Source organism: Proteus sp. HMSC14B05 (assembly GCF_001808035.1).
GTDB lineage: Bacteria > Pseudomonadota > Gammaproteobacteria > Enterobacterales > Enterobacteriaceae > Proteus > Proteus mirabilis.
Genome location: NZ_KV792000.1, coordinates 263,423 through 286,405 on the forward strand (window position 1 = coordinate 263,423; position 22,983 = coordinate 286,405).

The 22,983-nt window shown below is 39.4% G+C and carries 19 protein-coding genes and 1 other RNA gene; 13 read left to right on the forward strand and 7 right to left on the reverse strand.

All coding sequences use genetic code 11. The annotated features are described in order from the left end of the window. Nucleotides 1-157: 157 nt before the first annotated feature. From HMPREF3129_RS15205 to amtB, 5 genes are all read left to right on the forward strand, one after another. Complete coding sequence (locus HMPREF3129_RS15205; protein WP_004245080.1) at nt 158-619, forward strand: Lrp/AsnC family transcriptional regulator; 462 nt, start codon at nt 158-160, stop codon at nt 617-619. A 55-nt stretch (nt 620-674) separates the two neighbouring features. Beyond that, the gene (locus tag HMPREF3129_RS15210) at nt 675-2,420 is read left to right on the forward strand and encodes a SmdA family multidrug ABC transporter permease/ATP-binding protein (RefSeq protein ID WP_004245079.1); all 1,746 of its coding nucleotides are present in this window, start codon (nt 675-677) and stop codon (nt 2,418-2,420) included. Next, nucleotides 2,407-4,194, forward strand: a complete 1,788-nt coding sequence (locus HMPREF3129_RS15215; protein WP_004247233.1) for a SmdB family multidrug efflux ABC transporter permease/ATP-binding protein — start codon at nt 2,407-2,409, stop codon at nt 4,192-4,194. The genes HMPREF3129_RS15210 and HMPREF3129_RS15215 overlap by 14 nt, the downstream gene beginning before the upstream one ends. A gap of 206 nt (nt 4,195-4,400) precedes the next feature. Continuing rightward, complete coding sequence (locus HMPREF3129_RS15220; protein WP_004247234.1) at nt 4,401-4,739, forward strand: P-II family nitrogen regulator; 339 nt, start codon at nt 4,401-4,403, stop codon at nt 4,737-4,739. Between the two features lie 12 nt (nt 4,740-4,751). Next, nucleotides 4,752-6,050: an ammonium transporter AmtB gene (gene amtB / locus HMPREF3129_RS15225; protein WP_036919786.1), complete on the forward strand. Its 1,299-nt coding sequence runs from the start codon at nt 4,752-4,754 to the stop codon at nt 6,048-6,050. A 43-nt stretch (nt 6,051-6,093) separates the two neighbouring features. On the opposite strand, the gene tesB is transcribed toward amtB, so the two are convergent. Next, nucleotides 6,094-6,969, reverse strand: coding sequence for an acyl-CoA thioesterase II (tesB, locus tag HMPREF3129_RS15230; RefSeq protein WP_012367483.1), 876 nt, complete (start codon nt 6,967-6,969; stop codon nt 6,094-6,096). Nucleotides 6,970-7,263: 294 nt separating this feature from the next. Here tesB and ffs point away from each other — a divergent pair. Beyond that, an RNA gene (gene ffs, locus HMPREF3129_RS15235) (signal recognition particle sRNA small type) lies at nt 7,264-7,360 on the forward strand. Nucleotides 7,361-7,759: 399 nt separating this feature from the next. On the opposite strand, the gene HMPREF3129_RS15240 is transcribed toward ffs, so the two are convergent. From HMPREF3129_RS15240 to HMPREF3129_RS15255, 4 genes are all read right to left on the reverse strand, one after another. Further along, entirely contained in the window at nt 7,760-7,963 is a 204-nt protein-coding gene (locus tag HMPREF3129_RS15240) for an HHA domain-containing protein (RefSeq protein WP_004245074.1), read from the reverse strand. Between the two features lie 45 nt (nt 7,964-8,008). Then, the gene (gene tomB / locus HMPREF3129_RS15245; RefSeq protein WP_004245073.1) at nt 8,009-8,371 is read right to left on the reverse strand and encodes an Hha toxicity modulator TomB; all 363 of its coding nucleotides are present in this window, start codon (nt 8,369-8,371) and stop codon (nt 8,009-8,011) included. Between the two features lie 657 nt (nt 8,372-9,028). Next, on the reverse strand, nt 9,029-12,187 hold the full coding sequence (locus tag HMPREF3129_RS15250) for an efflux RND transporter permease subunit (RefSeq protein ID WP_070487116.1): 3,159 nt from the start codon (nt 12,185-12,187) through the stop codon (nt 9,029-9,031). Nucleotides 12,188-12,201: 14 nt separating this feature from the next. Further along, a complete protein-coding gene (locus HMPREF3129_RS15255) occupies nt 12,202-13,392 on the reverse strand; it encodes an efflux RND transporter periplasmic adaptor subunit (protein WP_004247237.1) in 1,191 nt (396 codons plus the stop codon). 125 nt (nt 13,393-13,517) lie between these two features. Between HMPREF3129_RS15255 and acrR the strand changes: the two genes are divergently transcribed. The 3 genes from acrR to mscK all read left to right on the forward strand — a co-directional run bounded on the left by acrR (nt 13,518) and on the right by mscK (nt 18,097). Beyond that, nucleotides 13,518-14,162, forward strand: coding sequence for a multidrug efflux transporter transcriptional repressor AcrR (gene acrR / locus HMPREF3129_RS15260; protein WP_004247238.1), 645 nt, complete (start codon nt 13,518-13,520; stop codon nt 14,160-14,162). 28 nt (nt 14,163-14,190) lie between these two features. Then, complete coding sequence (locus HMPREF3129_RS15265) at nt 14,191-14,544, forward strand: DsrE/DsrF/TusD sulfur relay family protein (RefSeq protein WP_004245069.1); 354 nt, start codon at nt 14,191-14,193, stop codon at nt 14,542-14,544. Between the two features lie 124 nt (nt 14,545-14,668). Beyond that, entirely contained in the window at nt 14,669-18,097 is a 3,429-nt protein-coding gene (gene mscK / locus HMPREF3129_RS15270) for a mechanosensitive channel MscK (protein ID WP_036919789.1), read from the forward strand. Nucleotides 18,098-18,109: 12 nt separating this feature from the next. On the opposite strand, the gene rsmS is transcribed toward mscK, so the two are convergent. Both rsmS and priC read right to left on the reverse strand, forming a co-directional pair. Continuing rightward, complete coding sequence (rsmS, locus tag HMPREF3129_RS15275) at nt 18,110-18,265, reverse strand: pleiotropic regulatory protein RsmS (protein WP_004245067.1); 156 nt, start codon at nt 18,263-18,265, stop codon at nt 18,110-18,112. Nucleotides 18,266-18,276: 11 nt separating this feature from the next. Next, a complete protein-coding gene (gene priC / locus HMPREF3129_RS15280; RefSeq protein WP_004247249.1) occupies nt 18,277-18,819 on the reverse strand; it encodes a primosomal replication protein PriC in 543 nt (180 codons plus the stop codon). Nucleotides 18,820-18,956: 137 nt separating this feature from the next. Here priC and apt point away from each other — a divergent pair, with 137 nt between their 5' ends. The 4 genes from apt (at nt 18,957) to recR (ending at nt 22,701) form a co-directional block, all read left to right on the forward strand. Further along, nucleotides 18,957-19,508, forward strand: a complete 552-nt coding sequence (gene apt, locus HMPREF3129_RS15285) for an adenine phosphoribosyltransferase (RefSeq protein WP_012367485.1) — start codon at nt 18,957-18,959, stop codon at nt 19,506-19,508. 227 nt (nt 19,509-19,735) lie between these two features. Then, nucleotides 19,736-21,712: a DNA polymerase III subunit gamma/tau gene (gene dnaX, locus HMPREF3129_RS15290; RefSeq protein ID WP_004247250.1), complete on the forward strand. Its 1,977-nt coding sequence runs from the start codon at nt 19,736-19,738 to the stop codon at nt 21,710-21,712. A gap of 54 nt (nt 21,713-21,766) precedes the next feature. After that, nucleotides 21,767-22,096, forward strand: a complete 330-nt coding sequence (locus HMPREF3129_RS15295) for a YbaB/EbfC family nucleoid-associated protein (RefSeq protein ID WP_004245060.1) — start codon at nt 21,767-21,769, stop codon at nt 22,094-22,096. Beyond that, complete coding sequence (gene recR / locus HMPREF3129_RS15300; RefSeq protein WP_004245059.1) at nt 22,096-22,701, forward strand: recombination mediator RecR; 606 nt, start codon at nt 22,096-22,098, stop codon at nt 22,699-22,701. Before HMPREF3129_RS15295 ends, recR begins: the two co-directional genes overlap by 1 nt. Nucleotides 22,702-22,983 lie beyond the last annotated feature (282 nt).

Here is a 22,983-nt window from a genome sequence, read left to right on the forward strand (position 1 = left end):
CAGAATACTCCTGAATATTGATATTTTTTAAGGATTAATACGCATAATATTGCAGATATTATGACAAGTTATCACCAAATTATCAGTAAGAGATTATTCTTATAGCAGGGGTAGATTATTACTATTTTTTGTAGGGGCATATGTTAAAGGAGTATTTATGTTAGATAAGATTGACCGAAAACTATTAACGCTATTACAGGAAGATTCAAGCCTCTCACTGAATACTTTGGCAGAGGCGGTTAACCTAACCTCAACACCTTGCTGGAAACGATTGAAAAGACTCGAGGATGAAGGGTATATTCGTAAACGTGTTGCATTACTCGACAGCGAAAAAATTGGGCTTGGCTTAACAGTTATTGTTATGATAAGAACACAGCAACATAATAGCGAGTGGTATGAACAATTTGTATCATTCGTTAAGCAAATGCCAGAAGTACTGACATTCTATCGAATGGCGGGTGAGTGTGATTATCTAATGCATGTTGAAGTTGTAGACATGAAAAGTTATGACCAATTTTACAAACGCATGGTTAACGGCGTTCCTGGGCTTATTGACGTAACTTCTAACTTTGCAATGGAAAAAATTAAATACACAACGGCAATGCCGATACCTGAATAAGATCCCTCTTTACCAACTGGCACTTTTATTTTTGTACAACCTTAGGATTTAAGGCGTGGCTCTATTTTCACAGCTCAGTTGGTATTTTATCAGCGAATGGCGTCGTTATGTCGGTGCTATTTTCTTATTGATGGTTATCGCCGTTCTACAAGTGATCCCTCCGAAAATCGTCGGGATTATTGTTGATGGTGTTGATAGCCATAGCCTGTCTTTTCAGCAAATTATGGGGTGGATCGGGATCATGGTATTGATCGCCCTTGCTGTCTATTTATTACGTTATATTTGGCGACTGTGGTTATTTGGTGCTTCTTACCAACTGGCGGTGAAATTACGTATGCAAATCTATCGCCAACTTAGCCTTCAATCATCGGCTTTTTATCAACGCTATCGCACGGGTGATTTAATCGCACGTACCACTAATGATGTTGATAAAGTCGTTTTTGCCGCAGGGGAAGGGGTGTTAACCCTTGTTGACTCTATGGTAATGGGACTTGCGGTGTTAGTGATGATGAGTATTCAGTTAAGTTGGCAATTGACACTTATCTCATTGTTACCTATGCCATTAATGGCAATATTAATTAAACGCTATGGCGATAAACTACATCACCGCTTTAAAAGTGCACAAGCACTATTTTCTTCATTGAATAATCAAGCGCAAGAAAGTTTAAGTAGCATTCGTATGATCAAATCTTTCGGTCTTGAACAGCAACATGCTTCACGTTTTGAAACGGTTGCAAAAGAGACGGGTCGACAAAATATGCGAGTGGCAAAAGTCGATGCATTGTTTGACCCCACGATTTTTATGGCAATTGGTTTTGCTAACTTACTTGCTGTGGCGGGAGGAAGTTATTTTGTTCTCAATGGCACGATGACATTGGGAGAATTAACCAGTTTTGTAATGTATTTAGGGCAAATGATTTGGCCTATGTTAGCGCTGGCATGGATGTTTAATATTGTTGAGCGTGGTAGTGCGGCTTATAGCAGGATCAATGCATTACTCAATGAGCAACCGGCTATGGTTGATGGTCAATTATCACCAATGCATCAAAAAGGAACTTTAGCGGTAGATATTAAAGCGTTTCATTACCCCAAACAGCAAGTTGATGTACTAAAAAACATTCATTTTACACTCTCTCCTGGTGAGATGTTGGGTATTTGCGGTATGACTGGGGCGGGGAAAAGCACTTTGTTAGCGCTGATCCAGCGCTTATATGATGTCAGTGAAGGGGATATTCGTTTTCAATCTGTCCCCCTTTACCAATTAAAATTGGATGAATGGCGGGGAAGACTTGCTGTTGTCAACCAAACACCGTTTCTTTTTTCGGATACGATTGCCGGAAATATAGCCTTAGGACGCCCTGATGCTACCAAAGAAGAGATAGAGGCAGTAGCCAAAATCGCCAATATTCACGATGATATTTTAAATTTACCCGAAGGATATCTGACTCAAGTTGGTGAAAAAGGGGTCATGCTCTCGGGGGGACAAAAGCAACGCATTTCCATTGCTCGAGCTTTACTGTTAGATGCGGAAATCTTGTTATTAGATGATGCGCTATCAGCCGTTGATGGGCAAACTGAATACCAGATCTTACAAAATCTGGCTCAATGGCGTAAAGAGAAAACCATTATTATTAGTGCTCACCGTTTATCTGCACTGGTTGATGCAACAAATATATTGGTATTAAAACAAGGCGAAATCATAGAGCAAGGTACTCATCAAACACTTATTGCAATGCCAGGTTGGTATCAAGATATGTACCATTATCAACAACTCGAGGCCGCATTAGATGACGATAAATAATAATAAATCCATTAAAACGTTATTGCCGGCCTTAAAAAGATTATTAGCTTATGGCAAAACCTATCGCAAACCGATGACATTAGGTGTGGTGATGTTATGGGTGGCAGCGATTGCAGAAGTGGGTGGACCTTTACTTATTAGTTATTTTATTGATGCTAAAGTAGCGACTCATCAAGTTGAATGGCGAGGCGCATTAGGTCTTGCTGCTGCTTTTATTCTATTACAAATTATTGCGGCACTATTGCACTATTACCAAACAATCGTCTTTAATTATGCCGCTGTTGGGGTGGTACAACAGTTACGAGCAGATGTGATGAGTGCTGCGCTAAAACAGCCATTAAGTGCATTTGATAATCAGCCTGTAGGACAGCTGATTTCTCGTGTTACCAATGATACAGAAACTATCAAAGATCTATTTGTTAACGTCTTTCCTGCTCTATTTCGTGCTATAGCATTGGTGGTTGTGATGTTAATCGCTATGTTTCTACTCGAATGGCAAATGGCATTAGTGGCGATGACGATTTTCCCTGCGGTTATTGGTGTGATGATGCTTTATCAACGGCTAAGTACACCGATTGTCCGCAATGTGCGTCATTATCTTGCCAATATTAATGATGGCTTTCATGAAGTGATTAATGGTATGTCGGTTATCCAGCAATTTCGTCAACAAGCTCGCTTCGGTAAGAGAATGTCAGATGATAGCTGGCAACATTATCAAGCACGTATGAAAGCACTAAAACTTGACGGGTTATTATTGCGCCCGTTACTCAGTATGCTCTCTGCATTGGTGCTATGTGGCTTATTGATACTGTTTGGATATCAAGGTAGTGCTGTGATTGGTGTTGGAGTAATTTATGCTTTTATCAGCTATTTAGGTCGTCTTAATGAACCTCTTATTACTCTGACGTCTCAACAATCTTTATTACAACAAGCGGTTGTTTCCGGTGAACGAGTCTTTGAATTAATGGACGCCCCAATGCAGCAATATGGCAATGCAAGCTATACCATTAACCAAGGAGATATAGCCATTAACGGCTTGTGGTTTGCGTATCTAAAACAGCAGTGGGTATTAAAAGAGATTAATCTTGATATACCTGCTCGCCACTTTGTCGCTTTTGTGGGGCATACTGGCAGTGGAAAAAGTACCTTAGCCAGTTTGCTTATGGGAAATTATCCATGGCAGAAAGGACATATCTACTTAGATAACCATCCATTAGAAAGTTATTCCCATCAGGCATTAAGAAGCGGTATTGCGATGGTACAGCAAGATCCTGTTTTATTATCAGGCACTTTGCGTGACAATATTACTTTAGGGCGTCACTGCTCTGAAGCTCACTTATGGCAAGTATTAGCAACTGTACAATTAAATAGCTGGGTAAAAACATTACCTGATGGTTTAGAAACCCCCTTAGGTGAACAGGGTAGTCGCTTATCCGCGGGACAAAAACAGTTATTAGCATTAGCTCGAGTATTATTATTTCCACCCCGTATTCTTATCTTAGATGAGGCAACGGCAAATATCGACTCGGGTACAGAGCAAGCTGTTCAAAAAGCCCTTACGGAAATAAGAGAAAAAACCACATTAATTGTTATCGCTCATCGCCTTTCAACCATTATCGATGCTGACGAAATTGTAGTGCTTCATCGTGGTGAGATTGTTGAGCAAGGTAAACATGCACAACTATTGGCACAAAAAGGTCGCTATTACAATATGTACCAATTACAACAAGTTAAAGAGTCATTACAAGTTCAAGAGCCAGCCGTTGTTGAGTGATATAATCTAAATTCCATTTATCCTAACCCAGCCAATGCTGGGTTTTTTATTGCCCTAATTTTTAGCATTGTGGACATGATAAGAGCATTTATTGCACTAAGTTAGTGAGTGATATTTATTTTTTATTTATTTATCAATGAAATAAGTATTGGCATATCTCTTGCTCTATCAGTATGGCGCTTTCTAAAACCGTATGGAGCAATTATATGAAATATATCATCGCGATTATTAAACCATTTAAATTAGAAGATGTAAGAGAGTCACTCTCTGAGCTTGGGATTAATGGAATGACAATCAGTGAAGTAAAAGGATATGGGCGACAAAAAGGACATGCCGAGCTTTATCGAGGAGCTGAGTATGAAGTTAACTTTCTTCCTAAAGTAAAAATAGAATTAGCGGTTTGTGATGGGCAATTAGAGCCTGTGCTACAAGCCATAAGCCAAGTTACTGATACTGGTAAAGTAGGAGATGGCAAAATTTTTGTTTTAGAGTTATTGCAGGCGATCCGTATTCGTACAGGAGAGTCTGGTGAAGAAGCCTTGTAGAGGAGCTAACAAATGAAACGATTTATTAGTTATTTTTTTACGTTAGCACTTACATACTTTTTATTACCTCAGTTAGCTATCGGAGCCACCACAATAGACATAGATAAAGCGGACAACAGTTTTATGCTGATCTGTAGTGCATTGGTGTTTTTTATGACTATTCCCGGTATCGCACTCTTTTATGGCGGGTTACTACGCAGTAAGAATGTATTATCACTAATGACGCAAGTGATGTTGATTTTCAGTGTAGTGATTATCCTTTGGATTATGTTTGGCTATAGTTTGGCGTTTACTGCTGGAAATAAGATTTGGGGTGGGTGGTCACTTACTTTTCTCAATAATATTTCAGTCGATTCTGTTGCTGGTGAAATTAATCAATATGTGCATGTTGTATTTCAAGGCTCTTTTGCGGTGATCACCGTGGCCCTGATTGTTGGCGCATTAGGTGAACGTATTCGTTTTTCAGCACTGCTTATCTTTACTGTTATTTGGTTTACTTTTTCATATATTCCCATTGCCCATATGGTATGGGGAGAAGGTGGTTGGCTTATCGATGATGGAGCATTAGATTTTGCGGGAGGAACGGTTGTCCATATTAATGCCGCTGTAGCAGCGCTTGTTGGTGCTTACTTACTAGGTAAACGAGGTGATTATCAACATACTGCGATTAAACCACATAATTTACCTATGGTCTTTACTGGTACAGCGGTACTTTATATTGGTTGGTTTGGTTTTAATGCAGGCTCTGCAGGGAGCGCTAATGGTATTGCTGCATTGGCGTTTTTAAATACAGTTGTAGCTACCGCAGGTGCAGTTCTTGCGTGGACATTTGCTGAATGGCTAGTGAGAAGGAAACCTTCTATGTTAGGTAGTTGTTCAGGATGTATTGCGGGATTAGTTGCTATTACCCCAGCCGCGGGAACCGTAGGCCCTATTGGTGCTTTGGTTATTGGTATTATTGCTGGCATCATCGGGCTTTGGGGGGTTGTGGTTCTTAAACGTTGGTTAAAAGCAGATGATGTCTGTGATGTTTTTGGTATTCATGGTACTTGTGGTATTGCGGGCTGTTTATTAACGGGCATATTTACGGCTTCATTTTTAGGGGGCATTGGTTATAGCGAACATATGACGTTAGATAAGCAAGTGCTAACTCAATTATTTAGTGTTGTGATTACGCTTATTTGGTCAAGTGTTGTGGCTTACATTGCCTTTAAAATTGCCGATAAGCTAGTGGGATTGCGTGTCTCACAAGAAGAAGAGCATGATGGATTAGATATAACCACTCATGGAGAAAGAGCGTACGAGCAGTAATGGTCTATTCCCCCTCAACAGAGGGGGGAATATTCTCACCGCGTTATTTGTTAGATTTTATTCGTTTTTGACGGATAACACCTTCTTGAACAGAAGAGGCAACTAGTTGCCCACTCATATTAAACATTTTTCCTCTCACAAATCCGCGACCACCTGAGGCTGATGGACTTTCAATAGCATAAAGTAACCAGTCATCAACACGAAATGGGCGATGGAACCACATGGAATGATCGATGGTAGCCACTTGTAAACTCGGATCCATAAAACCTAAACCATAAGGTTGCAGTGAGGTGGGTAAAAAATCAAAATCAGAGATATAACCTAATAAGTATTGGTGTAGGAAAGGATCAGATGGCATTTCTCCGCGACTACGATACCAAACATAACGTTCCGCAGGTGCTTTCTCATAACCAAACGGGCTAAAATATTGCACGGGGCGTGCTTCAAAAGGTGTTTCTCTTAATGCGAGTGTTCTTAGAGGTTCGGGTAATTTTGGGGCAAGTTTTTTCAATATCTCATCTTGAGAGATCAAGTCATTTGGAAAAGGGACTTCAGGCATCATATCTTGATGTTCAAAGCCTTCTTCAAACTCTTGGAAAGAGACGGTCATATAAAAAATAGGCTTACCTTGTTGAATAGCACTGACGCGACGAGTACTAAATGAGCCACCATCACGGATAGATTCCACATCGTAAACAATAGGCTTATGGCTATCACCAGGTCGTAAAAAATAGCTGTGAAATGAATTAACATAGCGATTATCAGCAATTGTTTGTTTTGCCGCATAAAGAGCTTGGCCAACAACTTGTCCACCAAAGACTTGTGGTAAACCTAAATCTTCACTTTGACCTCTAAATAGGCCTTCTTCTATTTTTTCAAGCTCCATTAAGTTGATAAGTTTTTTTAATGCCTGGCTCATAGTTTACCTATATATCATCGGATAGATTATGTTTTATAGTTTTGATTATATACAATCCGCTATCGGATAAAAAAATAATCTGCTGTTTATATTTTGCTAAAAATGCCGTAACACCTTATTTGATAGGGGATCAATCGCGATGTTAGCTAATAGAGGGTATAAATTGAAAGAATTTGGCAAAGAATAAGGCCTTATTGAGTAATTTATCAGCACTTGGTTGGGCTTTCCTTGCTATTTGGATAGCTTTAAAAGATAATGCATATCGTCTTAGCAATAAGACAATCTATGGGGTCTTGTTGGTTCTCCCGCAACACTAACTTGTTAACTCGGTCAGGTCCGGAAGGAAGCAGCCATGGCAGGTGTCGTGTGTGCCGGGATGTCGCTGGCAAGGCCCCACCCAATTTCTGCATTGCAATCCCGCTATTTTTTATCCAGTTACTTTCTTCATCGTAATCGTATCGTTGAACGTTTGCATCTAAACATATTTCTATTTACATATTGTTTAATTAATAGTTTTTTTAACTATATTTACTCTCAATATGGGTTTGGTGAATTAATAAGAAACAGAATGCCTTTCACCTATTATCGCCTACGCGTTATAGATGAATAATAAGAGAAGTTGTAAGAATTATGCCGTCATGCCGTTATAAGCACGGCATGATAGTGTGTAATCATTTTACTTATTAAAAAAGCATGAATAAAACGATACCTAAAAATAAGAACTATTAACCCAATTACTATAAAGAGATAGTAAAAATAAGAGGATACTAATGGTTACTTGCTAATACGATTATCTTACAAATTTCCAAACAGATGCTGGGATCTTGTCATAAAGTTTGTTCATGGTTAGCTCTGCTAAGCGATGGTCTGCAGCTGAATAAAATAGCTCTAACTCATCATCGGTCAGTTCATATTTGTTCTTTTCAATCACTCTTTCAAGGGTTTCGATTGAGGTGCATTTTCTTAAACGCATTAGATAGTCTGTTTTAGTCATGTTGTCTTTTCTCTATAATTTAAATAAAACTAAAGGTAATTTAATTTACTTGATATAACTTTTAGGATTTTTATCGATAAGCGTTAACAGTGAATAGTTTAACTCTTTCCAATTATTCAATTCCGAGTAGGAAATGGAGTCACTACCGAATAACCGATAAGTCTCTTCTATGCACTCTTCCATTAAAGTGTTAATAGCGTGTTTATCAGGATATTTTATCTTAAACAGCCAACTAAAGCCCATAATGTGATCAATTAGGGCATTAAGGTCAACGCTTTTTGTGCTACTTAGATCATTGTTCCAAACTGCGGTACCTTTATCTAATGAGCTTAATGCTTGCTGTAATAGCTCTTCACATAAAAATGACAATTCAGCTAAATCTATTTTTTCTGGTGAATATTCGTCCATAGCTTATTGTGACTGAATTATGCTAAAGAAACACTAATAATTAATACTGATAAATTAGCTATTAATGAAGCTTGCGGCTTAATTCAGTAATGAATTAATTAAACAATCTTAAAATAAACAGCAACTTTATATTTTATTCATATACCAATAATGTTTAATAATTGTTTTTATTATTTCTACATAGTAATGGTGTAATTTGAAAAAGGTATTTAAATACGAAACTACATTCAATGCAAGTTGAAAAAGTGTACAAAATAAAAGTACTGTACGCTTAATATAGCACTATTATTGCATAAGTCACTATCTGAGCGATAGAAATTTGTCTATTTTCGTAAAAATTTAGTTGAGAAGCGTAAAAGTAAGGATAATTAACTTGATGATTATCCTAGTATTTGTTTGCTAAAAATGTCTTATATCGCTAAATAGTCTTGGTGATAAGCTGATATTAATAAAAAATAGTGCGTTAAATTTGACAAAAAGTCATATATAAGAAAAAAATTAAACTGATTTATTGATTAGGGATATGTTTTTCTTTAATTGATAACAATATAAAGGGGCGGGATTAACACGAAAAATTAAAATAAAACAAAAAGGCCGCTAAGCGACCTTTTTGATGGGTAGCCAACAAATTATGTTGGCTGTGGTATAGCATAGTGATTACTTAGTTTGGTGCGGATAGTTTGGGTGCTCTAAGTCTTCGTTTTTCTTCGCAAACCTTCTGCGGATCACAACGAAGAAAATAGGAACAAAGTAAATAGCAAGGGATGTCGCGGCAATCATACCACCGAATACCCCTGTACCTACCGAGTTTTGCGCACCGGAGCCTGCACCGTTACTTAATACCAGAGGAATAACCCCAAGCATAAAGGCTAACGATGTCATTAGAATTGGACGTAGACGCATTCTAACGGAGTCTAACGTCGCTTCTACTAGCCCTTTACCCTCTTTTTCCATTAAGTCTTTGGCGAATTCGACAATCAATATGGCGTTCTTCGCCGATAACCCAATGGTGGTAAGTAGCCCAACCTTAAAGTAAACGTCGTTTTCAAGCCCTCTCAATGTAGTAAATGCCAATGCACCAATGACCCCTAAAGGTACGACTAACATAACTGAGAAAGGCACTGACCAACTCTCATAGAGTGCCGCCAAACAAAGGAATACTACAATTAATGAAATAGTATACAGTGCTGGCGCTTGGTTACCTGATAGACGTTCTTGGTATGACATACCCGTCCACTCGTAGCCAATACCACTTGGTAATTTGCTGGCGAGTTGTTCCATCATTAGCATTGCATCACCACTACTTTGTCCCGGTGTTGCACTACCTTGGATCTGGACAGCTGGTAAACCATTATAACGCTCTAAACGTGGTGAGCCATATAACCAAGGATCTTTACTAGTATCAATGAAGGATGAGAAAGGCACCATCTGACCCGCATTGTTACGAACATAAAGATTAGCAATATCTTGTGGCAACATGCGGAATTGTGATTCTGCTTGAACGTAAACTTTCTTCACACGACCACGGTCGATAAAGTCGTTAACGTAGCTACCACCAAACATCGTACCTAATGTTGAGTAGATATCACTGACCGCAACACCTTGAGCTTGTGCTTTTTCTAAGTCGATATAAAGACGATACTGAGAGGTATCTTCTTGACCGTTAGGACGCACACCCGTCAACATTTGTGGCTCTTGTGCTGCCATTCCAAGCAATTGGTTTCTTGCTTCCATGAGTTTTTCGTGTCCCAGGTTGGCATTATCGATTAACTCGAATTCAAAACCACCTGCAGAGCCTAACTCAACAATCGCTGGAATATTAAAGGAGTAAACAAAGGCTTCTTTAATTTGAGAAAGAGCTTGGTTAGCACGACCGACAATAGCAGGGACTTTGTCTTGGTCTGATTTACGCTCATCCCAATCATTTAATACGACGAAAGCAAGCCCCATGTTTTGACCTTGACCACCAAAACCAAAGCCGCTGACGGTAAAGACCGACTTAACCACATCTTTTTCTTTAGTATTAAAGTAGTCATTGACTTGTGCTAATACGTCTTGAGTTTGCTCTTGGGTTGATCCAGCGGGCAACTGAACCATTGTCAGTAAGACCCCTTGGTCTTCTTCTGGTAAGAAAGACGCCGGTAAACGCACAAACATAATTGCCATAGCAGCAACAAGTAAGACGTAGATCAGTAAGTAACGACCTGTACCACGCAGTGTACGAGAAACACTGTCTGTATAGTGGTGACTACTTTTTTCAAAAACGCGGTTAAACCAACCAAAGAAACCTGTTTGTACACCATGGCTGCCTTTCGGGATTGGTTTTAACAATGTCGCACAAAGTGCAGGGGTTAAAATCAATGCCACGAAAACAGACAGCACCATCGCTGATACAATAGTAACTGAGAACTGTCGGTAAATCGCACCCGTTGAACCACCAAAGAATGCCATTGGAATAAATACCGCAGATAACACGAGGGCAATACCCACCAATGCACCTTGGATTTGTCCCATAGACTTACGTGTCGCTTCTTTAGGTGACAGTCCTTCCTCTTGCATCACACGTTCAACGTTTTCTACTACAACGATAGCATCATCAACCAGTAGACCGATGGCAAGTACCATCGCGAACATCGTCAAGGTGTTTATCGAATAGCCAAACGCGGACAATATGGCGAAAGTCCCTAATAATACGACGGGCACAGCAATGGTTGGAATTAATGTAGCACGGAAGTTCTGTAAGAACAGATACATGACTACAAATACCAGCATAATGGCTTCAACGAGCGTTTTAACCACTTCAAAAATAGAGATCTTAACAAATGGTGTTGTATCGTAAGGATAAACGACCTCTAATCCAGAAGGGAAGAATGGCTCCATATCAGCAAGTGCCGCACGTACTGCTGTTGCGGTATCAAGGGCGTTAGCACCTGTTGCCAGTTTAATACCAATACTTGCTGCAGGTAAGCCATTAAAGCGAGCAATCGTGCTGTAGTTTTCAGCCCCCATCTCAACAATACCCAGATCTTTTAGCTTAACCTGTGAACCGTCTTGATTGACTTTCATCAGAATATCAGCAAATTGCTCAGGTGTATTAAGTCGAGTTTGCGCAATGATAGATACATTTAAACGCTGACCAGGCACTGGTGGCGTACCACCTAATTGACCTGCCGCCACTTGGTTATTTTGCGATTTAATCGCATTAATAACATCAAGTGTGGTCATGTTATATTTCACCAGTTTATCTGGATCTAACCAAATACGCATCGCGTATTGTGTACCAAATAACTGCGTTTCACCCACCCCTGTGACACGGCTTAATGGATCTTTAATTGTTGCACCTACATAGTCGGCGATGTCATCTTGTGACATCGAGCCATCACCAGAGATAAAACCTGCAACCATTAAGAATGAACTAGAAGATTTATCGACACTAATCCCTTGTTGTTGTACTTCCTGAGGTAAAAGAGGCATTGCCAATTGCAATTTATTTTGCACTTGGACTTGCGCAATATCAGGGTCAGTACCAGCTTCAAAGGTCAGCGTGATATTCATCATACCTGCAGAATCACTGGTTGAAGACATATAAACCATGTTATCGATACCATTCATATTCTGTTCGATAACTTGGGTTACAGTATTCTGTACCGTGGTTGCATCAGCTCCTGGATAGACCGCAGAGATGGAAATCGCTGGCGGTGCAATCGTTGGATATTGTGCAACAGGCAGTTTGATGAGTGCCAAAAGACCAGCAAGCATGGTAATTATGGCAATTACCCACGCAAATATTGGTCTGTCTATAAAAAACTTAGGCATAGATCATCGACTCCTTATTGAGGATCCTTCGCTGGTTCAGATTTTTCAGTTGATGCTGTTGCATCTAAATTTTCTTCTTGTGGCGTAACCTTCATTTCAGGTTTTGCTTTTTGTAGCCCCGAAACGATAACGCGGTCACCAACCTGAACACCACTATTCACTAGCCACTTATTACCAACTGCTTGTGATACTTCAATAGTACGCACTTCAACCACGTTGTCTTTATTAACGACCATGGTTGTTGCTTCACCACGAGGAGTACGAATAACAGCTTGTTGTGGGATCAAAATAGCATTTTGACGAATACCATTTTCTAATTTTGTACGAACAAACATACCTGGCAGTAATTCACCATTTGGATTCGGTACGATTGCACGCATAGTGATAGAGCCTGTGGATTCATCAACAGTCACATCAGAAAATTCTAAATGACCTTTTTGAGCATAGGATTGACCATTAGTTAAGGTTAAGTGAACAACAGGTTTACCTTGCTCTTGACGAACAATGCCACTTTCAATTTCATTTTTTAATTTCAGATAATCTTCACTCGATTGTGTCACATCGACATAAATCGGATCGATTTGCTGAACGGTTGTTAAAGCCACTTGCTGACCAGGTGCAACTAATGCGCCTTCTGTTACCGTTGATTTACCTGAACGGCCAGAAATTGGTGCGGTGACTTTGGTATATTCAAGATTAATTTTTGCATTAGTCACTGTAGCTTCTGCTGCTTTTACTGCAGCAACAGCTTGAGCGTACTGAGATGTTGCGGTATCAAAATCTTGTTTACTGACATAATTGGTGCCGAGTAGAGGTTTATAGCGCTCTACAGTTAGGCGAGCAATTTCAGCATTCGCTTTCGCTTTTGCTAAATCAGCTTGAGCACTGTTTAATGTAGCTTGAAAAATAGCAGGATCGATTTGGTACAAAGATGTTCCTGCTTCTACATAACTACCTTCGGTGTAATTGCGTTTTAAGATGATGCCGCCAACCTGAGGGCGAACCTCTGCGATACGATAAGCAGATGTACGACCAGGTAAGTCTGTTGTGATAGTCAGTGGTTTCGCATCTAATGTAACAACACCTACAGCAGGAGCAGGAGGTGGACCTCCAGCAGACTGATTTTTGTCGCCACATCCAGCAATAACCAAGCTGCCTGAAAGCACTAACAGAGCCAGAGGCAAAACCCCTCTGTTTTTTCGCATAAGAAAACCTCTATTCAAAAGTTGTTTCCCGGGATAAAAAATAATTAAGTTGATGAATGATTGCGATGTATAGTACAAACATACATGAATGTATGTAAATTAACTTCAGTCAAAATCGAGGAATAATGGCACGAAAAACTAAACGCCAAGCACAAGAGACAAGACAGCAGATTATTGATGCTGCACTTAGGCTATTTACTGTGCAAGGTGTTTCTGCCACATCACTTTCAGATATTGCAACCGAGGCCGGAGTAACTCGAGGTGCAATATATTGGCACTTTAAGAATAAAGTGGATTTATTTACTGAAGCGTGTGAACTCACCGACTTAAAAATAGAATCATTAGAATTAGAGTATCAATCAAAATATCCAGATGATCCACTATTTGTATTAAGAGAATTGCTTATTTACATATTGACATCAATTGTCGAAGATCCGAAACATAATGCACTTCTAGAAATATATTTCCATAAGTGCGAATTTGTTGGTGAAATGACACCAATTGTTGAAATCCGCCGAGAATTATGTGCAGCCGATTACTCTAGAATAGAGCAATCTTTATCTCGCTGTATCGAAAAAAGACAACTTCCTGCCAACCTTGATTTAAGAAGAGCTGCGATTATGTTAAGAGCTATGATGACAGGGCTTGCTGAAAATTGGTTATTTTCACCAGAAAGTTTTTCTATTAAAGAGGAAAGTCAATATTTGGTTGATAGTTTTATTGATATGATTAAGCATAGCGTAAATATGAGAATATCGGCGCTATCTTAATTTATTCTTAAACATAAGGAAGAAGTTCATGAGCAAAGTATTAGTGATTGCAAATGGTGCAGCATACGGTAATGAATCATTATTTAACGCACTGCGTTTATCTATTACTTTAAAAGAGCAACATCCAGAAACGCAATTAAATATCTTTTTAATGTCTGATGCGGTAACCGGTGCACTGGCTCATCAGCAACCCAAAGAAGGTTACAACCTCCAACAAATGTTAGAAATTTTAACGGCACAAAACGTCCCTGTTAAGTTATGCAAAACCTGTACAGATACTCGTGGTATCAGTGAATTACCTTTAGTGGATGGTGCTGAACTTGGGACATTGGTGGACTTAGCACAATGGACTCTCGACGCGGATAAGATTTTGACTTTCTGATCAATATTCTGTTTTCTCAGGGGAGAAACATCTAGGCGACTTGTTCTAATGACACTGCCAATTTCAAGTAATTGGATTATACTAAGAGGCAGTTTTTCAATATTCATTGAACAAGTTGCTCAATATGCGTGGATCTAACGTTTTTATTCGATTAAATCATTTTATTTCGACAATATTTATTGTCTCTATCCTCTTTGTTTTGTTAGGAAATATACTTTTTACCCCGGCTAAAGCAGAAACAGTCAGCAATAATTTACCCACCAAAGAAAGTATTCAAAACCAGCTTAATTTATTAAATAAACGTAGTGACTTAAGTGCCGAAGATAAACTCACTATTGGTGATCTAGAGCAGGCATTGCTACTTCTTGATAATATTCAACAACTAGAGAAAAAAGCAGACGACTATAATAAGACAGTAGAGCAATTACCAGAAAAGCTACGCAGTATTCAAAATCAATTAAGTCAATTAAAACAGAAAATAGCAAACAAAGAAGTTGATGACTACCGTCAATCTTTAGAGAGTCTACCGCTTGCAACTTTAGAGTCGCAATTAGAAGAGGTTTTACAATCCTTAGCGAAAGCACAGGAAGATTTAGCCAATTACAGTAATGAGCTTATTGTTTTACAAACGCAACCAGAAAGGGCGCAATCTGTTTTATTTAATAACTCAGAAAGATTGCAACAAATACGAATTGCATTAAATAAAAGCAGTGCAGATAAAGCTCAAATGCGATCTTCTTCTGTGCAACTTTTACAATTAGAACAATATTATTTGCAACAACAAAACAGTTTTCAAAAACGAACACTGCAATCTAATGTACAGCTACAAAGCTTATTACAATTACAGCGTGATTATAGTTCAGCCTATATTGACCTCTCTCAAGAGCATGCTCAACTACTGCAAGAGATCTTAAGTGATAAACGTTTAGACAGTTCAGAAGAGGTTGCCAAAGAGGCGCAGACGGCAGAGCTGAGTAATCAGGCGATTAAAAATAACGCTTTTTATTTAGCTCAAGCTGATATTAATAAAAAACTCAGCGATAAGCTGATTATTACTACACAAAATAATAATGAGTTAAATCGCCATAGCTTAATGGTCAAAAACCGCCTAGATAGAGCTATCCAATCAGAGCGCAATCTTAAAGAGCAAATTGATGTATTGAAAGGGAGTCTGTTGCTCTCTCGTATTCTGTTTGAAGAGCAAATTGAGCTACCTGATGATATCTTTATCAATAAGTTACCGGATAAAATTGCCGACTTACGTTTAGAACAGTTTGAAATCAATAAACAAAGAGATCAGATTTTTCAGCCGAATCTCTATATCGACCAATTAATGCAAGAGTACCAAGCCGCACATCCGGAAATTACTGATAAAAATGAGCTAAAAGAGCTACATAATGCATTATTACAACTGATTGATGCGCGACGAGATCTACTGGATAAGCTCAATAATCAACTGGGTAGCCAAATTTCTGAATCTATTAATTTACAGATGGATCAGCAACAGCTACGTAGTGTGGTGAGTTCATTAGAAAGCACCTTAGCGCAACAAATATTCTGGGTAAGCAGTAATAAACCGATTAACCTCAGTTGGTTCTCAACCTTTCCAGATCAGGCAGTGGCTGAATTTCAAAGTTTTAAACTCAACTGGTCAAATGAAAATCTGTTGACCGGGGCTAAAAAATCATATCCTGTACTGATTGCGCTAATTTTGTTCAGTAGCATACTGGTTTGGCAACGTAAAAAATTTGATAAGCAGTTTGATAAATTAAGTGCTGATATTAATAAGCTTAATAAAGATACGCAGTTACATACTCCATTAGCTTTAGGGATTGTTTTCTTAAAAACATTACCCCTTTCTTGTATTGTGTTAGCGATAGGATATTGGCTTATTAATAGCTTTAATGTGCAACAAGAGTTTATCTGGTCTTTTACTTGGCAGTTTGCGGTATTTTGGCTGATGTTTGAGTGGTCTTATCGTTTAATGTCGGATAATGGAGTGGCCGTTAATCACTTTAAGATCCCCCTAGAGCGAGTACAACAAAATCGTAAACGTTTATTACGTTTATCGCTTCCCATGTTGCCAATTATTTTACTTTCCGCTTATGGTATTAATAACCCATTATTGTTAGTGGGTGATGTGATTGGTCAATTAGTGACAATTATTTCACTCTTTTTTATTAGTCTGTGTGCATTACCTTTTTGTCGTGAAATGTGGCAAGAAAAGGGTAATCATGTTGTGAGAACGGTGGTTATCACCTTATTAACTTTCTCGCCTTTACTTTTAATGGGGTTAGTTATTTTTGGTTATTATTACACCGCACTACGTTTAGCCAATCGTTGGATTGATAGTTTATATCTACTTATGTTGTGGTTTATTGCTTACCACGCGAGTTTACGCGGCCTTACTGTTGCTGCAAGACGACTGGCGTATCGTCGAGCGCTAGAGCGCCGACAAGCGATGCTTAAAGAGAAAAAAGAGGGGGACGATAACACTCTCGAGCCAATCCAAGAGCCACCGATGGATATGGAGCAGATAAACCAACAATCATTAAGATTAACCACAATGATCTTATTTATTATCTTTGCTTCCAGTTTTTATGGTATTTGGTCTGACTTTATTACAATCTTTACTTACTTAGATGGTATTACGCTTTGGCATTATAATTTGCCTACAGAGTTAGGTAATGTGGTTAAAGCAGTGACGGTTGCTGACTTACTCCTCTCTTTTGCCATTATGGCTATCTCTTGGTTTATGATAAGAAACCTACCGGGTTTACTCGAAGTTCTTATTCTTTCAAGAATTAAATTACAGCAAGGCGCTTCTTATGCCATTACGACTATTCTGACCTATATTATTATTGCGATAGGTACAATTGTTTCGCTGGGGATATTAGGCGTAGCATGGGAAAAACTACAATGGTTGGCGGCAGCCTTAACGGTTGGTTTAGGGTTTGGTTTACAAGAAATATTCGCTAACTTTGTTTCAGGGATAATTATCTTATTTGAAAGACCGGTCAGAATTGGTGATACGGTGACAATTGGCTCTTATTCTGGAACAGTGAGTCGTATTCGTATCCGAGCAACCACGGTAACGGACTTTGATCGCAAAGAGGTTATTATCCCGAATAAAGCCTTTGTGACCGAACGACTGATCAACTGGACATTATCTGATACTGTCACACGTATTATCATTCAAGTCGGTGTTGCTTATGGTTCTGATCTGGATAAAGTGAAAACCATTTTAATGAAAGCAGCAAAAGATAATCCCAAAGTGATGACTGAGCCAGAGCCTGTGGTGCTGTTTACCGAATTTGGGGCTAGCACGTTAAATCATGAATTACGTTTTTATGTTAGAACGCTTGGGGATAGAAATACTGCTATCGACGAAGTCAACCGCGCTATTGATAAACTTTGCAATGAAAATGATATCAATATCGCGTTTAACCAATTAGAAGTGTATCTGCATAATAAACAAGGGGAAGAAGTGCAAGAAATAAAAAAAGGCCCTCTTGATGGTTCAACACCAGAAGCGAATACGCCATTTAATTAAATAGTAAGATGTTTAGTTAGCGGTTTGATTATCTCGTTTTTTCTCATAATCAACTCGCACAATTTCCAGTGCCTCAAGTACGGTGTTGGGATCAATATGATTGGTTTCAAATAAGTAGATCAAATCAACCGCTAACTGAACTGATTTAGGGGCATCTTTTAATTCCATTATGGCTCCGATTAATATTTATCTTCTTGTCGTTCAATACTCTTTTCTATAGAAACTAGGGCACTTTTACAACGCGCTAGGCGATTTTCAAGAGCAGCAATCTCTTTTTGTAATTCTTGTTGGCGTACAAAGCCTTGTGCTTGAGTTAAAGCAAGCTCTCTATCTTGGATCATCGACTGTAATCGGCGCTCGTAATCCTGATGTTGGGCAAGTTTTTGGTATAAATCGACACTTTTTTTGCGTTGACTTAGCTGGTTTTCTTGCTTTCTTAGTGTTTGTGTCGATAATTCACGAGTTAATGCTTCAATTTGTTGTAGGATTTGTGTTGCCAGAAACTTAACTTGCTGGCTACGTTGTGCCTCAACACAAGTTATTAACTGAGTAAAATTATCGCGGATCTGTTGCATATAACCACCAAGAGAATCACTACGGTGGTGAAATAGTGCTGTGTCGAAGCAAGGTGCTGCAATTTTTTTGTTTGCAATTGGCGCTAAGGTTTCGGCGAGATTGTCGATCTGTTTTTTAAACAAACTCAATGGATCTGTTTTTTTCATTTGGGCTTTGTACCTGTTTTGCTAAAAACATGAATTGACTTAAAGCAACAAAAAAGAGTTGTTCACTGGCTTTCTGTTGCATTTTAACGGCATATTGCATAGATTCTATCGTTTCGTTTTTTATTATGGCACTGATTATGACTGCTAACGCGCAACAACTGCAATTTATTAAAGACAGCATTGAAACCATTCCTGATTACCCTAAAGAAGGGATCTTATTCCGTGATATTACGACATTACTGGATAATCCCGCGGCATATCAGGCAACGATTGATTTATTAGTTGAGCACTATCAAGGTCAGGGTATCACTAAAGTTGTAGGTACCGAAGCCCGCGGGTTCTTATTTGGTGCCCCAGTTGCTTTACGTTTAGGTGTGGGTTTTGTGCCAGTGCGTAAAAAAGGTAAATTGCCTCGTGAGACGCTTAGTGAAACTTATGATCTAGAGTACGGTACAGATACATTAGAGATCCATAAAGACAGCATTACGGATAAAGATAAAGTATTAATGGTTGATGACTTATTAGCAACTGGTGGTACTATCGAAGCGACTGCTCGTCTTATTCGTCGTTTAGGTGGAACTGTAACAGAAGCTGCATTTATTATCTGTTTACCTGATTTAGGCGGTATTGAGCGTCTAGAAAAAGAAGGGATCCATAGCTTCACATTAGTTAATTTCCCAGGGCATTAATGCTTTTTTAGTGTCAATCAGATGCTTAATGCATTTGCTGGTAAATACCTATCATCGTGCGGGTGTATCAAAATGTATGACCCAATACATTGGGCCCGCACAATAGTCACCGCTTTAAAGTGTGCGGATAATTTCATCAATATCTCATTTGTTTCCTACAGATCTCGCTCAATAGGCTATCCCTGTGTTAGCATAGAGATAAATCTTGTTCATATTTAGCGGAATCAATGAGCTATCAGGTACTTGCCCGAAAGTGGCGCCCACAAACTTTTAACGATGTTGTCGGTCAACGTCATGTTTTGACCGCATTGGCTAATGGTCTTGATCACCAAAGGTTGCATCATGCTTATCTTTTTTCTGGCACTCGCGGTGTTGGAAAAACGACGATCGCCCGTCTATTTGCTAAAGGGCTGAATTGCGAAACAGGCATAACCAGTAAACCTTGTGGTAAATGTGCTAATTGCCTTGAGATAGAGCAAGGGCGTTTTGTTGATTTAATAGAAATCGATGCGGCATCAAGAACGAAAGTTGAAGATACACGAGAGCTACTCGATAATGTTCAATATGCGCCGGCTCGTGGTCGTTTTAAAGTCTATCTTATTGACGAAGTGCATATGCTTTCTCGTCATAGTTTTAATGCGTTACTTAAAACGTTAGAAGAGCCACCTGAACACGTTAAATTCCTGTTGGCTACCACAGATCCTCAAAAACTACCTGTTACTATCTTATCTCGTTGTTTGCAATTTCACCTGCGGGCACTTGATGTTGACCAAATAGCGACACAGCTTGAGAAAGTACTATCCGCAGAACACATTGAAAATGATGTGCGAGCACGCCAATTAATTGCCCGTGCAGCAGATGGAAGTATGCGTGACGCATTAAGCTTAACCGACCAAGCAATTGCGAGTGGCGAAGGTATTGTAAGTACAGAAGTCGTTAGTCGTATGCTAGGCACGATCGATGATGCACAACCATTAGCACTGATTGAAGCTTTAGTAAAAGCAGATGGTCAACAAGTGATGTCGTTGGTTAATGAGGTTGCTTTAAGAGGAACGGATTGGGAAAACTTTTTAGTCGAAACGCTCTCATTATTACATCAAATTGCGATGTTACAACTTTTGCCGAGTGAAAATAATCCCCAAGAGCAATTTACACAAGAGCGTTTACGTTTATTAGCCAAATCAGTGTCGCCACAAGATTTACAACTTTATTATCAAACTTTATTAGTTGGGCGAAAAGAGCTGGCTTATGCGCCAGACAGACGTATGGGTGTAGAAATGACCCTTCTCAGGGCGCTTGCTTTTCATCCTAAAACTGTCATTGATGAAATCCCTACGGCTCCTTTAGCGCAAACATTGCCTTTAGCATCACAGCCGAATCAACAGCGAGTTGAAACATCGGCGCCTCAAGTGAGAAGCAATATGGCAACGGCGACACCCAAAGTATCACCGTCGCCAGAAAACAGTGCTGCATTAGGAAATAGCCCTGCGGCACAACTGTTAAGAGCACGGCAAGCCATAAGGGGAGCTGAGCAAGAAACGCCACCAAAAAAGCCTCAACCGGCGACGCCTAAACAGGCTAAGCCGGCTGCTAGTGCATTAGAGCGGCTAGCAGCCGTCAGTGAAAAACGCCAGCAAAGGGTTAATGAAAAACGGTCATCTGTTGCAGTCGAGAAAAAGAAAAAAGAAGCTTATCAATGGAAGCCACAAAATCCACAGGCACAAGTAACTGAGCCCGTGGTCTCTTCACCGAAAGAGATCAAAGAAGTTCTTGAGTATGAAAAAACGCCTGAATTAGCCGCTAAAATTGCGCAAGAGTCGCAACAGCGGGACGAGTGGGCGGCGGAAATAGCTAAAATGCCATTGCCGAAGTTAGTGCAGCAGTTAGCGTTAAATGCCTATAAAGAGACGGTCGGTGAAGAAACGATCATTTTGCATTTACGCAGTAAGCAGAAACATTTAAATTCAGCAAATGCACTACGAACACTGACAAATGCGCTAAGTGAATTGCATGGAAAAGCAATTTCACTCACAATTATAGAAGATGATAATCTAACGGTTAAAACGCCGTTAGAATGGCGACAAGCCATTTATGAAGAGAAGTTGGCGTTAGCGCGTCAATCGATTACTACGGATAAAACCATTCAGACATTACAGCACTATTTTGATGCTGAATTGGATGAAGAGAGTATCCGGCCTGTTTAATCGCAACATGTTGTATATTTCTATACAGCGTAGCTTTTACAAAGAGAGACAATTATGTTCGGAAAAGGTGGTTTGGGCAATCTGATGAAACAGGCCCAACAGATGCAAGAAAAAATGCAGCAAATGCAAGAAGAGATCGCAAACTTAGAAGTCACCGGTGAATCTGGTGCTGGCTTAGTGAAGATCACTATCAATGGTGCTCATAATTGCCGTCGTGTTGAAATAGATCCTAGTCTGCTAGAAGATGACAAAGAGATGTTAGAAGATCTGATTGCTGCCGCCTTTAATGATGCTGCACGTCGCATTGAAGAGACACAAAAAGAGAAGATGGCATCAGTCTCTAATGGTATGCAATTGCCACCAGGCTTTAAGATGCCATTCTAATGCAAACTAGCCCTCTTCTTGAATCATTAATGGAAGCGTTGCGTTGTTTACCCGGCGTCGGGCCAAAATCAGCGCAACGAATGGCTTTTCATCTGCTTCAACGTGATAGAAGCGGAGGAATGCGACTTGCACAAGCATTAACGCGTGCAATGTCTGAAATTGGTCACTGTTGTGATTGTCGAACATTTACTGAAGAAGAGCGTTGTACGATCTGTGCTAATGCTCGACGTCAGCAAAATGGTCAGATATGCGTAGTGGAAAGCCCGGCAGATATTCATGCTATCGAGCAGACAGGGCAGTTTGCAGGTCGATACTTTGTGTTAATGGGACATCTATCTCCGCTAGATGGCATTGGTCCCATGGATATTGGCTTAGATAGACTTGAAGAGCGTCTAAGCCAAGAGCCTATATCAGAAGTGATTTTAGCCACCAATCCTACGGTGGAAGGTGAAGCTACAGCAAACTATATTGCTGAGATATGCGCTCAATATGATATTGCTGCTAGCAGAATAGCACATGGCGTGCCTGTTGGTGGTGAATTAGAAATGGTGGATGGTACCACGTTGTCACACTCTATCGCGGGACGCCAGAAGATCCACTATTAATACACAAAAGATTTAATAAAAAAGCACCTTGTTATCAATATAATGAGGTGCTTTTTTTTGATTTTACTGTCACCTTGACTGATATTGTTAATATTGCCTCAATTATATTAATAATGACTATTTGTTGCTTATTTGTGATCTAAATCTCCCTTTTTTGTATAATAAAAAAGATTTTTTATGTAATTAATAGTTTTCTAACTTATTGATAGTCATAAAATTGTTATCTCGATCACAAAAAAAATACCTTTTAACATCAGTAAAACCACTCAACTGAGAAAATAG